The 12,504-nt window shown below is 37.0% G+C and carries 12 protein-coding genes; 9 read left to right on the forward strand and 3 right to left on the reverse strand.

What is annotated here, in order from left to right; all coding sequences use genetic code 11:
• Positions 1 to 297: 297 nt before the first annotated feature.
• The 3 genes from QNH17_RS10115 (at position 298) to QNH17_RS10125 (ending at position 5,064) form a co-directional block, all read left to right on the forward strand.
• The gene (locus QNH17_RS10115; protein ID WP_283878550.1) at positions 298 to 1,596 is read left to right on the forward strand and encodes a CitMHS family transporter; all 1,299 of its coding nucleotides are present in this window, start codon (positions 298 to 300) and stop codon (positions 1,594 to 1,596) included.
• 192 nt (positions 1,597 to 1,788) lie between these two features.
• The gene (locus QNH17_RS10120; protein WP_283878551.1) at positions 1,789 to 2,949 is read left to right on the forward strand and encodes an MFS transporter; all 1,161 of its coding nucleotides are present in this window, start codon (positions 1,789 to 1,791) and stop codon (positions 2,947 to 2,949) included.
• Positions 2,950 to 3,498: 549 nt separating this feature from the next.
• The gene (locus QNH17_RS10125; RefSeq protein WP_283878552.1) at positions 3,499 to 5,064 is read left to right on the forward strand and encodes an FMN-binding glutamate synthase family protein; all 1,566 of its coding nucleotides are present in this window, start codon (positions 3,499 to 3,501) and stop codon (positions 5,062 to 5,064) included.
• Positions 5,065 to 5,170: 106 nt separating this feature from the next.
• On the opposite strand, the gene QNH17_RS10130 is transcribed toward QNH17_RS10125, so the two are convergent.
• Positions 5,171 to 5,326, reverse strand: coding sequence for a hypothetical protein (locus QNH17_RS10130; RefSeq protein ID WP_283878553.1), 156 nt, complete (start codon positions 5,324 to 5,326; stop codon positions 5,171 to 5,173).
• Between the two features lie 417 nt (positions 5,327 to 5,743).
• Between QNH17_RS10130 and QNH17_RS10135 the strand changes: the two genes are divergently transcribed.
• Both QNH17_RS10135 and QNH17_RS10140 read left to right on the forward strand, forming a co-directional pair.
• Positions 5,744 to 6,004 carry an FAD-dependent oxidoreductase gene (locus tag QNH17_RS10135; protein ID WP_481858589.1) on the forward strand — a complete coding sequence of 87 codons (261 nt, stop codon included), beginning with the start codon at positions 5,744 to 5,746 and terminating at the stop codon, positions 6,002 to 6,004.
• Between the two features lie 45 nt (positions 6,005 to 6,049).
• Complete coding sequence (locus QNH17_RS10140) at positions 6,050 to 6,862, forward strand: VOC family protein (protein ID WP_283878554.1); 813 nt, start codon at positions 6,050 to 6,052, stop codon at positions 6,860 to 6,862.
• A 62-nt stretch (positions 6,863 to 6,924) separates the two neighbouring features.
• Here QNH17_RS10140 and QNH17_RS10145 read toward each other — a convergent pair whose 3' ends face one another.
• Positions 6,925 to 8,064, reverse strand: a complete 1,140-nt coding sequence (locus tag QNH17_RS10145) for an AbrB family transcriptional regulator (RefSeq protein WP_283878555.1) — start codon at positions 8,062 to 8,064, stop codon at positions 6,925 to 6,927.
• A gap of 139 nt (positions 8,065 to 8,203) precedes the next feature.
• Between QNH17_RS10145 and QNH17_RS10150 the strand changes: the two genes are divergently transcribed.
• Positions 8,204 to 9,076, forward strand: a complete 873-nt coding sequence (locus QNH17_RS10150; RefSeq protein ID WP_283878556.1) for a LysR family transcriptional regulator — start codon at positions 8,204 to 8,206, stop codon at positions 9,074 to 9,076.
• A gap of 173 nt (positions 9,077 to 9,249) precedes the next feature.
• Here the strand turns inward: QNH17_RS10150 and QNH17_RS10155 are convergent, their stop codons facing one another.
• A complete protein-coding gene (locus tag QNH17_RS10155; RefSeq protein WP_283879476.1) occupies positions 9,250 to 10,269 on the reverse strand; it encodes a YeiH family protein in 1,020 nt (339 codons plus the stop codon).
• Between the two features lie 139 nt (positions 10,270 to 10,408).
• Here QNH17_RS10155 and QNH17_RS10160 point away from each other — a divergent pair, with 139 nt between their 5' ends.
• From QNH17_RS10160 to QNH17_RS10170, 3 genes are all read left to right on the forward strand, one after another.
• Entirely contained in the window at positions 10,409 to 11,305 is an 897-nt protein-coding gene (locus QNH17_RS10160; protein ID WP_283878557.1) for a LysR family transcriptional regulator, read from the forward strand.
• A gap of 70 nt (positions 11,306 to 11,375) precedes the next feature.
• Positions 11,376 to 12,059, forward strand: coding sequence for a hypothetical protein (locus QNH17_RS10165; protein WP_283878558.1), 684 nt, complete (start codon positions 11,376 to 11,378; stop codon positions 12,057 to 12,059).
• Positions 12,060 to 12,199: 140 nt separating this feature from the next.
• Positions 12,200 to 12,388 carry a hypothetical protein gene (locus QNH17_RS10170; protein WP_283878559.1) on the forward strand — a complete coding sequence of 63 codons (189 nt, stop codon included), beginning with the start codon at positions 12,200 to 12,202 and terminating at the stop codon, positions 12,386 to 12,388.
• Positions 12,389 to 12,504: the final 116 nt, after the last annotated feature.

Raw genomic sequence — 12,504 nt, forward strand, 5'->3', positions numbered from 1 at the left:
GTAACAATCATCATCGTTCTTTTTTCTATAACTTTTTGCTAATGTTTCTTTGACTATATCTATTAAATTTAACATTTTTATAGTAATAAAAGCCCGGCATGTATTTTAGTTTTGCATATGTAAGAAGATTTCAGCCTGTTAGATTTGAAAGCCTTTACAAATGAGAGTGAAGTCATTGGGCACTTTATGCCTTGAATACTTCTTTGTGTTTACTATTGATGTTCAACCTAGAAGGATTACCTGCTGAAAACTGACATGTAACCTAAGGAATTCAACGAAATATGGAGGAAGTATATAATGCTAGCATTTCTAGGATTTGCAATGATTGTGGTCTTTATGTATTTAATAATGAGTAAGCGTTTGTCAGCCTTCAACGCACTAACTATAGTTCCGGTCATTTTTGCACTAATTGGCGGTTTTACCGATTTAGGACCAATGATGTTGGAGGGACTCGAGAAAATTGCTCCAACTGCTATTATGATTATTTTTGCCATTCTTTACTTTGGTGTGTTAATAGATACAGGATTCTTTGATCCACTTGTATTGAAAATTTTAAAAATGGTGGGTGGTGACCCTTTAAAAATTGTACTTGGAACGGCAGTTTTATCATTGATCGTTGCTCTAGATGGTGACGGGACAATTACGTATCTTATTGTAGTAACCGCATTTCTTCCATTGTATAACCGTCTAGGTATGAATAAACTTATTTTAGCTTGTATTCCCGCATTGGCGATGGGGATTATGAATCTAACACCTTGGGGAGGACCGGCTGTTCAAGCTGCTACAGCAGTAAATGAAGATATAATAGAAATGCTTATTCCAATCCTTCCTTCTATGATTGCAGGTGGAGTATGGGTTCTGGCCGTTGCCTATTTTCTCGGACGCAGGGAACGTAAGCGGTTAGGAGTTACCCATATTGATGTAGATTTTAACAATGAGGTCGCTGCTACTCTTGAAATAGGAATGGAATCTTCTATAAAGCGTCCAAAATTATTTTGGTTTAATCTAGTTTTAACAATCTTAGTCATGGTGGCTTTAATTGCAGGCTTCTTACCGATACCAGCATTATTTATGCTTGGATTTGCGATTGTTATGATTGTTAATTATCCCAACTTGCAGGACCAAAAGGACCGGTTGCACGCACATGCAGGGAACATATTAACTGTTGTCTCTATGATATTTGCAGCGGGTGTATTCTCGGGTATTATAGAGGGCACTGGAATCGTTAAAGCTATCGCTGATGTTCTAATTGCGGTAATTCCAGATGCACTTGGACCTCGATTAAACGCTATTGTTGCACTAATAAGCATGCCATTTACATTTTTTATGGCGAATGCTCCCTTTTATTTCGGGATTATACCAATCATGGCGGAAACTGCAGCCCACTTTGGGATTCAACCAATAGAAATTGGGCAAGCTTCATTATTAGGACAGCCGCTTCACTTGTTGAGCCCGCTTCAAGGTTCTATTTACGTACTAGTAGGTCTTCTTGGTATTGATATAGGTGACCATATTCGTTTTACGGCCAAGTATGCCTTAGGGACAGCATTGGTTATGACCATTGTCGGAGTTTTGATCGGAGTGCTATCTATTTAATTATTTAAACATTATAAGACGGGAGTTCTCATATCTCCTTCTGATTTGGACAGACTTCATCTTTTTAGTGAGTTTGTCCTTTTTCATTATATGCATATATTATATGTCGCTTAAAAATTTTGGGTAGACTTACTCTCGTGTATAAGTCTGCCTTTTCTTTTATGGTAGATAAGAGATAAGGAGTAGATTGAGATGAAAAATAGACATGATCGTTACGCTGTGTTTATTAGTGTATGTTTGTTTATGATTACGATTGCGGGAAGTCGCCCCCTTATTCCGCTTTACGCAAGAGATTTAGGTGCCACCCATGCAGAAATTGGGATTATTGTTGCGTTGTTTTCTTTTTTACCTTTGTTCTTATCGATAAAAGCAGGGAAAATAATTGATCGTATCGGGGTAAGAAGCCCGCTTATCCTCGGCATTTTGTTTGGTAGTCTTTCAATGTTCGTTCTAGCGGTATTCAACAATCTAGTGGGTATATACATATCGCAAATTTTTTCCGGTCTTGCTCAGTTAATATTTGTTCTGTCTATACAGGCGTATGCCGGGCAATTTTCGAAAAGTAAGTTGCGTGAATACTTTATTTCTGTTTTTAGTATTGCGGTTGCTGCGGGCAGCTTTGTTGGCCCGCTGATTAGTGGAGGACTTTCAGATTTATTGAGTAATACTTACGCTTTCTTCATTTTGGGATTTGTTATCTTACTAGCTGTGCCTTCGTCCTTTCTGTTAAGAAAATTACAGGTGAAAAAACTAGAAACAGCCGATCAGAGAGAAAAAGAAGAGAATTCTTTTAAATTACTACGCATCCAAGATTTGCGCAAAGCAGTCCTAGTTAGCTCGCTTGTTTTGTTGGCGAAAGATGCATATATCGCTTTTTTTCCATTATTGGCAGCGGAAAAAGGTGTATCAACTCTTGCGATTGGTGTCATTATCTCATTGAATGCCGCTGCTGGAATATTAATTCGAAGCATCTTGTCATGGGTTGTACGTCGTTTGAAGCGAAACGTTATTATTACGATATCAATCGTTGTAGCTGGAATTATTTATATTTTAAATCCATTTGTCGATAGTGTAATAGGTCTAAGTATTCTCGCCTTTGTTCTTGGATTTTGTTCAGGCATAGGGCAGCCGCTTTCTATTTTTTCAACCATTAGTTCATTGCCGCAAGATCGAGTGGCGGAAGGCCTTGGTCTTCGTCTAATGTTTAATAAGTTAACACAGATTATTGCTCCTCTGTCGTTAGGGGCCGTTTCCAGTTTTGCAGGAATGTCTGGTGTATTTTATGTGTGTGGCGCTTTTATTATGGCTGGTTCCCTTAATCCAGATAGAAGGTTATTCACAAAAAATAAATAAAATTAGCGCTACTATCATTTCTGAAGTGTAGAGAACATCTAAAAAAAGTGCATAATTGGTGCCATGCTTGGTGCCCAATTCTCTAGAATTTACCCGGTTAAGAAGGCGAATTAGTTCACTACTTAAAGAAAGAAGAAACTTTCTCCAATTGCTATATTCAAAAAACAATACACCGTATCCTTTCCAGAGGGGGAAGATGCAGAGGAAACGGTCCAAGTGCTCGAAGAAGTGATGAAAAAAGAAGGATTAGCTAATTAATCATTCTGATAGATTTGGCTAACTACATATTCTCCAAAAAAAATACCCTGTAGCTGTACTGCAACTACCTTTGGCTATCCTTTCTGGGTAGCCTCTTTTTTATGATCTAAGGGGGCAGTCCTTTTCTAATTGATATTGTCCGAGCTGTCGTTTAATTGCAGATATTACATTCTAAGATAAAAATTAGGCAACATGAAGGAAAGTTATAAATAAGGTATTAGTAGTGAAGAAAATAACCGCTCAGTATCAAAACTACAGATCTTGTCTTGTTAGATAAGGAGGGATTATTTGATGGGATGGACTATTTTTATATTTCTATTGATTGTATTTATTGTTGGCCCGATTTGCTTGCTTTTGTGGTTAAATATTTTAGCAAAGAAACCACAGCATTCGATTATCAGAGCACACCCTTATTTGGGATGGATGCGCTACTTATTAGAAAAGATTGGCCCGGAATTCAGGCAATATTGGTTTGATGATGATAATAGTGGCAAACCATTTTCACGATCAGATTTTTTAGGGATTGTTTTTTCTGCCAAATATCGAAGCGACCTTTTAAGCTTTGGTTCCAAACGTGACTTTGATCAGCCTGGGTATTATATTGCGAATGGTTTATTTCCACTATTAAACGAAGAATTAAGGGTAGACAATCAGGAAAAAGTCCACTCAATGAAATATAAAATTGACCATGAAGGATTGTTTACTCGTCATGAAAAGCTTGAAAAGGACCAAACAAACCGTTGGCTTTACCATGAGGAAGAGACAATAATCGTTGGCGAGGATCGGAAATTTCCATGGAGACTTCGGGGGCCATTTGGTGCCTCTGCCACATCTTACGGAGCAGTCGGTGAAAACTATATCCTTTCAACTGGTCATGGCAGCCATATGGCAGGTGGTTCATGGATTAATACGGGAGAAGGCGGAGTGGCACCAGAGCATTTAGAAAGTGGTGCAGATGTGATCGCTCAAATTGGTCCTGGTTTATTTGGTTTTCGCGATGATGAGGGGAAATTTTCTATTAAAGAATTTCGGTTAAAAGCCCAGGAACCGAATATAAAAGCATTTGAGCTTAAATTCGGCCAAGGAGCAAAAATCCGTGGCGGACATCTGGAAGGGTCGAAGGTTACAACAAAGGTGGCAAACATTCGGAAGGTACCAATGGGGAAAACCATTAATTCACCAAATCGATTTCCGATTTTGCATAATGCGTTCGAAACCTTGCAGTTTATTAAAATGCTGCAAGATGAAGGTGGAAAACCTGTCGGAATCAAAATCGTTGTGGGCTATCCTTCCAGTTTAGACGAATTTTTCGAGGCTATGAATAATCTTAGGATTTTTCCAGATTTTATTACGGTTGATGGGGGAGAAGGCGGAACAGGCGCTACTTTTAAATCAATGGCAGATACAATGGGGCTTCCTTTATTTCCCGCTTTAATTGCTGTTGTCGATAAGGCCAACCAGTTTGGTCTGCGAGACAAGCTGAAAATCTTTGCTTCAGGAAAGTTAATTTCAGCCGATAAAATTGCTATCGCCCTTGCAATCGGTGCTGATGCCGTGAACTCTGCGCGAGGATTTATGATTGCTAGCGGCTGTATTATGGCTCTTCAATGCCATACTGGTAAATGCCCTGCGGGTATAACCACAACCGATCCAAAATATCAAGAAGCACTTGTTCCAGAGGAAAAGAAATGGCGAGTCATGAACTATATTATAAATGTACGACAAGGTTTGTTTGCCTTAGCCGCGGCTTGTAGCATTGATAGTCCCCGTAAATTCACTCGTGAGCACATTGTATTTAAAGATGTCGATGGAAAAATAAAAAGGTTATCAGAACTGTTTCCGGAATCTAGGGGTTAGTCCCCAATAAATTAATGCTTTAATGTGGCGGGGGACTGACCCCTAACATCAGAAATACACTTTTATAATTCATGAAATTTAAAAAGGGGGCAGGTGGGCCCTGCCATTAATTTTCATCTTCTCGCTTCGTGAGTACTGTTTCATTACCACATCTGTTACATCGATACCAAGTCGCGATATATCCCCATCCATCGGGTCTCTGATTTATTTCTTCATACACGTGACCTTTAAATTTACAGATGATATTTGCTAATATACTCATATATAAACCTCCTGCAAAGAAAAGTTGTTTTTTTATTTATTACATCTTTATGTTCCAATGCTTGTACTCGTTGTTTTAAGATTTCACTACAATTTTTACAATAAAGTAATAACTGCATGGTCCTGTTTTCTTCGGATACAACTCATAACCGTTTGATTTGTTGTAGACAGCAGAAAGATAAACCTATTCATACAAAAAAGTTATTTGTTAATAATAGCTAAATAGATAGATATAAAGTAAAGAGGAGATAAATTTGTTGTTAAATGTAGAAGATGTAATTACGTTTGAACGGACTTTTACAGTAAAGAAACGTATAATTGTTTTATAAACCACACAATCATATAATTGTATGGAAAAGGATGCGTATCATGCCGATTAATTCGTTTAAAAACTATCCGATGAGCTGGAAGCCATCGATTGATAAAACCAAAAAATTTAAAGGCTCTTTTATATAAAGATTGGTCCAGCGATTCTGAAACCACAGTTGAGGAAGACTTAAGTCTTCTTAAAAATTACCAGAGCTATGGTCCACCACCAGTAGAAGGGTTATGGGAAAAGAAAATTATTTTTGCTGGTACAGAAACAAATTCAGAATATAGCGGACATCTTGAAGGTGCCCTTCAGTCAGCTGAACAGGCAGTTTTTGAAATCATTCATTTAAATAATAAGCCTTTATGACTCGATTTTTGAGGTTTATTTTATTTCTTGTAAAGGAGTACTATAATGCAATTTTACTTTGATCACCTTGTTTGGTTCTTTAAGAAACCAGAGGAAGCAATTTCACCGTTAAAACAAAGTGGGCTTCATGTTGTAAAAGGCGGCCGTCATGAATCTTGGGGAACATATAATACCCTAACCTATTTTGGCTTAAGTTATATTGAATTTTTAGGAATTGAAAATTTATCAGTAGCTGAAAAACATGGGGAAAATCGATTGATTACACAAATCGTTGAGCAGCTAGCAAAAGAAAGTCGGGAAGGTCCTGCGAAGGTAGCGATCCGAACAAATCAAAATGAAGAACTAGCTATAAAACTTAAAGCAGAAGGACTTACAGTATATGGGCCGCTGGCAGGGGAGAGAGTTCGTGCTGATGGTCAGGTAATCAAGTGGTCATTGTTATTCCCTGAATCCAAAGAAAAAAAGGCTCCTTTACCATTTTTTATTGAATGGGAAAAATCAGATGAAGAAAGGTATTCGGATTTAGAGGAACAAAGACTCATAGGGTCACACATATTAGGCGAACCAAAATTGGAAAGTGTGGGCTTTGTCGTAAATAATTTGGATAAAACACTAGAAATTTGGAGTAAATTGTTTAGCCCTAAACTAGGCGAGGAGTATATCGATACAGAAATCAATGCACGTTGTAGAATTTTAGAATTGAACGGAACTAATTTATTATTTTGTACACCAATTGGAGATGGAACGGCTGTTAAGGTATTAAAAGAAAAAGGGGAGACTCCTTTTTTAGTGAACCTTACTGACACGAATCAAAGTCACTTTTTTGAAATGTTGGATGGTTATTGGAGGTTCCAGTAATATTAGGGTTAGTCCCCCCATAAATTAATGCTTTAATGTGGTGGGGGACTGACCCACTGGCGCTAAGCGGATGTTTTAGACAAAAAATGTTTTTTCTGCTCAAGATAATTTAACAATCGGAAAAACTGCGGCAAGATCACACAAATAATGAGGATGCGAAGAACCTGTACTGCTACGACAAAGGTCGAGTCTCCATGAAGGACGACAGAAGTTGTCGTCATTTCAGCAATTCCGCCCGGTGCGAATGCAAGAATAGAGGTTATAAGTGAGATTTCCGTTATCCTAACCACTAAAATAGCACAAATAACCATCGAAAAAATGAGACCAACTGTACTTAAGAAGGAGACCATGATCGTCCGCTTTAAACCGATAAACATGCTTTTCTGAAAACGGGAGCCAATACTGGCGGCAATCATAATCTGCGATAAAATGATGACTTCATGTGGCCACCATGAAATGATGTCACTTCCTATAAAGAACGAACCAAGAGATTGGGCAATCGCAACACCCACCATGCTTCCAATCAGCCATGGAGCAGGAACCCGTAAATATTTGATCAATCGATAACCTGCATAGGCAAATCCAATAAGTGCAAAAGTCCAAAGTAACATCCCGATTTTAAATTCCGGGTCAGTCAGTACCGAAATTGGGACATGATTAGCCGAGTTTCCATTAGTCGAAGCAGAAAATGAAGCAACCAACGGAATCATTAGGATCACTAAAAAAACACGCATGGTTTGAATAATGCTGACGACAGCCGTATTAGCCCCTGCCTCTTCTGCAATCCCAGGCATGGCGGATAATCCACCTGGAGCCGTTCCGAAAAAGCTGGTCATCATATCCGTATTACTATATTTCCAGAGTACGAGGCCGGAGAGTAAGGAAAAAATGATAGATAGAAGAAGCATAAGAATTATGGCAAGCCAATTTTCTTTAAAAACATGCAAAAAAGTCAAGTTTAATTTCTGTCCCAAATGAATGCCTAAAATAAACTGTCCCATATATAACCAGTATTTTGGCATTCCTTTTTGATTCCCATTCCCCCTTAAAATTGATGGACGCCAATATGAAAGGAAAGCAGCTGCTAAAAATGTGCCGATCATCCATCCAATGGATAGGTCCGTCAATGAAATCAAAAATCCTCCTAAGCTACTTACAGATATAAAACAAACACTACGAATAAAGGTGTTTTTTCTATTCATGAACATCCTCCTTGCATTCAAACCATCCTTTTAACATTTCGTAATTCAAATATAGTATAATCAAAGCAATAAATAAAATATCGAATTTATATCAAAGGCCATAATCAAAAATTATTTCTTATGGTAAGAGGTGATCCTGATGGATGAAAGAGACTGGATGGTTTTGCAAACTCTTTATCAAGAAAAAAATATAACCAATACAGCTAAAATACTGCATATTTCGCAGCCGGCTTTAACCAATCGTTTAAAAACAATGGAAAATTACTTTGGAGTAAAAATCGTTAATCGAAACTGGCGCGGAGTCGAATTTACCCCACAAGGTGAATATCTTGCAAAAAATGCCCATGAACTATTATTACGAATCCAAAGGATGAAAGAAACAGTCCTTAATATGGAGGAAAAAATATCGGGTACATTAAGGCTGGGTGTTTCAACCTTTTTTACAGATTATAAACTTCCCGGATTATTAAAACTTTTCAAAGATCAGTACCCTGATGTCGAGTTTAAAGTTACAACGGGGCCAAGCAACGAGATTGCCCATTTAATGTACAATCATGATGTACATGTTGGCTTTTTAAAAGGGGAATATGGCTGGAAGGATCAAAAAAAGCTCCTCTTCGAAGAAAGCATTTGTATCGCTTCAAAAGAAGAAATAGACCAGAATTTACTGCCTAGTTTACCTAGAATTGATTACGAAACCGATCCGTTATTAAAAGCTGTAATTGATAACTGGTGGGCTGAAAATTACTCACAGCCTCCACTTGTCAGTATTAATGTGGATAAGGCTGATACATGCAAAAAGATGGTCGGTTATGGTTTGGGCTACGCAATTATGCCAAGCATGAATATTGATGACCTTGTTCATATCAATAAAATTAAAATTAAAAATAAGGAGGGAGAAAAAATTATCCGAGAGACGTGGATGTTTTACCATGAAGAATCTTTAGAATTTAAAGTAGTAAAAGCCTTCGTCGAATTTGTTGATGCAATTGACCTGCAATCCATTACCTAAAATCTTTTATCGTAAAACTAATCATTATCCTCATAAGCTTTTTAAAAATAATAATGACGCTAAGGTATCATCCATATAGGAAGTGATAAATGAAATGGACCATCAGACTTTATATAAGTCTGATGGTCCATTTCCAAGAACTCATGCTGCTTAAAAATGATTTTATAAGATTTTTAAAAACTAATATACGTTAGCAATGATAAAAAAATGGATGTAATAATAATGGCAATTAGTGGACGCATTGCTTTGGTTCGTAATTCTTTCAAGCTAATATTTAAACCTAATCCTGTCATTGACATTGTCAACAAAAATGATGTACCGTATGCAATATCAGACATTACTGTTTTTGATACCACTACCTTTTCTCCAATGATATAGCTTCCCACAAAACTCATAACTATAAATCCAATTAAAAACCATGGAAACTCAAATTTTGTCTCTCCCTCTATATTTCCTTTCTTTTTCATCCAAAGCATAAGGATAAAGCAAACCGGAACTAAAAGAAATACTCGTGCAAGTTTAGCAAGTAATGCTTGAACAAGAGCATCTTGGCCTGCTGGGGCAGCAGCTAAAGCAACATGGCCGATCTCGTGTAGGCTGATTCCAACCCAATTTCCATAGTTTATAAGACCTAAAGATAAAAAAGGAAATATTATCGTATAGATGATGGAAAACACTGTGCCGACTAATGCGATGATGCCGACACCCATAGCTGTATCCTCATCTTTTGCTTTAATAATTGGTGAGATGGCCGCGATGGCAGCCGCACCACAAATACCTGTACCGAGACTTAATAATAAAGAGAGATTAAAATCTGCCTTCAGCCATTTAGCAAGGGTCATAAGAACAACAATGGAAAAAATGATCGTTATTGACCCTCTTAGCAATAGTGGGAATCCCTGATGAAAGACCACAATCATGTTTAGCTTTAAACCATAAAGTATGATGGCTAATCTTAAAAGTATTTTTGATGAAAATTGAATACCAGTACGTAATTTTTCTGGATATCCAAAAACCTGTCTATAAACGACAGCTAATAAAATGGCACACGCAAGAGGTCCAATACGATTTAGTCCCGGAAGCACTGCCAAAGCAAAACCTAACACGGCTATGATCAACGTAAAACCAATTCCAGATATCAAAGAAACATCTAGCTTTTTTGCTGCTTTTTTTTGCTGATTAGGATTGGGAATTATTAATACTTTTTGTTCCAATTGTATTCAACCCCTAATTTGTGTCTATATAATTTATCGTAACTAAAGATTTACAATAAGAAAAATAAATGATTATTATAGTTATAATAAGTAAATACGATAATGAGGGAGGGAAACTATGGATCAATTATTATTGGTATTTTTATCTGTGGCTGATAAAAGAAATTTTTCCAGAGCAGCGGAAGAGCTTCATATGACCCAGCCCGCAGTCAGCCAGCAAATTCAACAATTGGAAAGATATATAGGTGCAAAACTATTGCTCCGAACAAATAAAAGTGTGCAGCTAACTAAAGCAGGAGAAATAGTCTATTTGCATGCTAAAGAAATAACAAGTTTATACAAACGTATGTCGGTGTTAGTGAATGAATTAAATAACGAGCCAACAGGACCATTAAAAATTGGTGCCAGCTTTACCTTTGGAGAGTATGTATTACCACATATACTTGCAAGAATGAAAAACCTATTCCCTAATATCGTCCCTTCTGTACAAATTGGCAACACAAGGGATATTGCTAAAGCAATCACAAGTCATGAGATCGATGTAGGAATTATAGAGGGGGAAATTCCTCATCGAAATTTATATGTAAAATCGGTTTCCACCGATCAAATGTATATCGTGGCAGGAGGGAACTATCCAATTTATTTCAATAAAGAAGTGACACGAAGACAGGTAGAACAAGAGAATTGGATTGTTCGTGAAGAAGGTTCTGGAACAAGAGATGCAACAGAAAAATTGTTTGAAACCTTAGAAATACGCCCTGCTAGGTTAATGGAGTTCGGCAGCACACAACTAATTAAAGAAGCAGTCGAAGCGGGGCTTGGTATTAGTTACCTATCTGAACTGACTGTAAAAAAAGAACGAATGCTTGGTACCATTCAAGTATTAAATGTAAAAGGAACACCGATAAAAAGAAATTTTTCAGTTATAACAGAATCTGTGGAATTACATACGAAATCTATGAACTTATTTATTGAGTTAATAGAAAAATTTGTAGAGAATCAATTATTGCACTAGCTCTTAAATCAAACATATATTACTAATAATCTTTTGTTAAAAGATATACAGAAAAAAGTTGGTGTAACGATTGAGTAAAAAGAAACAAAAACGAAAAGCAAGGAAGAAGGAACCTAGTACATTCGGTACAGCAATAAAGCTATTAGTCTGTTTTTTCCTTGTATTATTTTTAGGCTGGTATATGATGGTAGGCCATTTAGATGGGGAAACTTTTCAGGGAGTCGTGGAGCTCCCCTTAAAGGAGAGCTATGCGAACGCAGTATATGGTTTGGCATTGATACATTGGGTCATTGGAATTCCTAGCGTCATTGTTTTTTTACTATTAATGGTAAAAGGGCACATTAGGGAATTCATGATTTCCTGCTTCTATAGTGTTCCTATTATTTTATTGAGTTTGGGCTTTACGATTCAGTATATGGTTTTATTAATTAAAGTTGGTGCTGAATCCTTATGGTGGTTTTATGTATTGGCATCAGTCCTCGGCTTTCTAATAGCTAATCTCTTAATCTATTTGAAAAAAAGTAAATTACATACCGTTTTTATTGGACTGGGTGTTCTGTTAATAGTCCTTAGCTGGATCCTTCTAGCCGTGGCTAACTCTGCCGATGGAAATTTTATTATTACATATAAGGATAAACTAAGAGGAAGTTTCTCGATTAAGACCATGGTAGGAACCTTTCAAACCATTGGAATTATGATTTTCCTGCTTATGTATGGTTTTCTATTGAAGCTTCGATTTGGCGGGGAAGAATAAGAGTCTCTTCCCACATCTTACATTTTAGTGATTCCATGGAATTCTCGGACATGAACAAGGATGGCAGAGTTGAATAACACGACATAAAAAAGATGATTTCATCATATTTATCATCAATAAGAGGTTAAAGAGGTGAAAACATGTTACGAAATGTTGGTAGAAGACTTATCTGGTTTCTGATCGGAAGTACGATCTATGCTACATTTATCGGATTTACCCTGTTTAAGGCTGGCCTCATATCATTTCCAGGTATTCCTAAATCCCAAAATGCACTGAATAATAATGATCGTAATCGAAATAAAAGAGTTGGTAGAATTCGAGTTACTTAGAGATAAGATATTGTTAGCTTCAATAGTGTCTATGTAGTAATTCAAAGTCAAACATGGGAGGTTTGGACTTCTTGCACCGCCATGTGCTAAAAGTCCAAACCTTTATATATTTGTAT

This window comes from Neobacillus sp. SuZ13 (genome assembly GCF_030123365.1).
Classification (GTDB): Bacteria; Bacillota; Bacilli; order Bacillales; family Cytobacillaceae; genus Neobacillus.

Bases quoted from the DNA above. Each gene is read 5' to 3' on its own strand.
- QNH17_RS10115 (WP_283878550.1), top strand. From the start codon at position 298: ATGCTAGCATTTCTAGGATTTGCAATGATTGTGGTCTTTATGTATTTA.
- QNH17_RS10120 (WP_283878551.1), top strand. From the start codon at position 1,789: ATGAAAAATAGACATGATCGTTACGCTGTGTTTATTAGTGTATGTTTG.
- QNH17_RS10125 (WP_283878552.1), top strand. From the start codon at position 3,499: ATGGGATGGACTATTTTTATATTTCTATTGATTGTATTTATTGTTGGC.
- QNH17_RS10130 (WP_283878553.1), bottom strand. From the start codon at position 5,326: ATGAGTATATTAGCAAATATCATCTGTAAATTTAAAGGTCACGTGTAT.
- QNH17_RS10140 (WP_283878554.1), top strand. From the start codon at position 6,050: ATGCAATTTTACTTTGATCACCTTGTTTGGTTCTTTAAGAAACCAGAG.
- QNH17_RS10145 (WP_283878555.1), bottom strand. From the start codon at position 8,064: ATGAATAGAAAAAACACCTTTATTCGTAGTGTTTGTTTTATATCTGTA.
- QNH17_RS10150 (WP_283878556.1), top strand. From the start codon at position 8,204: ATGGATGAAAGAGACTGGATGGTTTTGCAAACTCTTTATCAAGAAAAA.
- QNH17_RS10160 (WP_283878557.1), top strand. From the start codon at position 10,409: ATGGATCAATTATTATTGGTATTTTTATCTGTGGCTGATAAAAGAAAT.
- QNH17_RS10170 (WP_283878559.1), top strand. From the start codon at position 12,200: ATGTTACGAAATGTTGGTAGAAGACTTATCTGGTTTCTGATCGGAAGT.